The following is a 1,504-nucleotide window of genomic DNA, read 5'->3' as shown; positions in this document are numbered from 1 at the left end:
GGCCGGCACGTTGATCTCGAAGCCGAGTTCGCCGGTGAAGGAGACGCGGAACAGCCGGGTCGGAATGCCGAGGATCTTTCCGGTCGCCACCGCCATGTGCGGGAAGGCGCCGTCCGACAGATCGATGCCCTCGACGAAGGGTTCGATCAGCTTGCGGGCGTTCGGACCTTGCAGCGCGATCACCGACCACTGTTCCGTGGTCGATGTCAGCCAGACCTTCAGATCCGGCCATTCCGTCTGAAGGTAATCCTCCATCATGCCCAGCACGCGGGCGGCGCCGCCGGTGGTGGTGGTGACGTGGAAGCGGTCATGGGCCAGGCGTCCGATCACGCCGTCGTCGCGGATGAAGCCGTCCTCGCCCAGCAGCAGGCCATAACGGCAGCGGCCGGGCGCCAGCTTGGTCCAGGCGTTGGTGTACATGCGGTTCATGAACTCGGCGGCGTCGGGACCGACGATCTCGATCTTGCCGAGGGTGGAGGCGTCGAACATGCCGAGCGACGAGCGCACCGCCTTGCATTCGCGCGCCACCGCCGCATGCATGTCCTCGCCGACCTGCGGGAAATACCAGGCGCGGCGCCACAGCGACACCGGCTCGAACACCGCGCCGTTTTCCGCTGCCCAGCCGTCGATGGGCGTCTTGCGCGTCACCTCGAACAGCGCACCCTTGTTGTAGCCGGCGAAGGTGCCAAAGCTGGTCGGGGTGTAGGGCGGGCGGAAGGTGGTCAGGCCCACCGCCGGGATCGGCCGCTTCAACGCATCGGATGCGACAGCCAGACCGTTGATGTTGGACAGCTTCCCCTGGTCGGTCGCCATACCGTTGGTGGTGTAGCGCTTGATGTGCTCGATGGACTTGAAGCCTTCTCGCACGGCCAGCCGGATGTCCTTGGCCATCACGTCGTTCTGGAAATCGACGAACGCCTTGGCATGGCCCGGATCGCGGTCGGTCGGCAGCTCGCGGCCGGTCACGCCGGTGAAGGAAAGCTCTCCCTCCACATGATAGCTGGCCGGTTCGGCACCGAACCCTGCATCAACCGCGGCGGCGGCGCCGGCGGCGGCACCATCCTCGAAGGCGGACTTCAACCCGAAACGGCCCTTGCCGGCGCCAGCCAGACGGCACTTCTCCCTGCCCTGGCCGGGGAGGAACATCTGGCCGTCCTCGTTCCAGGTCAGCGCCCCCTGGGTGTGCGAGAACAGATGGACGCTGGGGGTCCAGCCGCCCGACATCAGCAACGCGTCGCAGGCAATGGTCTCGGCACTGCCGACCTTGCCGCCTGTCACGGGGTTGACCCGCACCGACGACACACGCAGCCGGCCCTTGGTATCGGTGACGGTCCAACCGATCAGCGTCCTGATGCGGAGCGCGTCGGCGGCGGCGGCCAGCTGGGCCGGCACGGTGCCACGGACATCGACGATGGCCGCGACTTCCACCCCCGCCTTGGCCAGATCGAAAGCGGCGTGCCAGGCGCTGTCATGGCTGGGGACACCGGCACCCGGTTGCCGACTT

1 pseudogene is annotated in these 1,504 nt (G+C 67.4%); it reads right to left on the bottom strand.

Going from position 1 to position 1,504, the window contains the following annotated elements:
* Positions 1–1,504, bottom strand: a pseudogene (locus I71_RS16490) (sarcosine oxidase subunit alpha); the annotation flags it as partial.

It is taken from the genome of Azospirillum sp. B506, from assembly GCF_000333595.1.
Taxonomy (GTDB): Bacteria; Pseudomonadota; Alphaproteobacteria; order Azospirillales; family Azospirillaceae; genus Azospirillum.
Note: the sequence above shows the minus strand (reverse complement) of the source record. Positions and strands in the feature narration are given on the sequence as shown.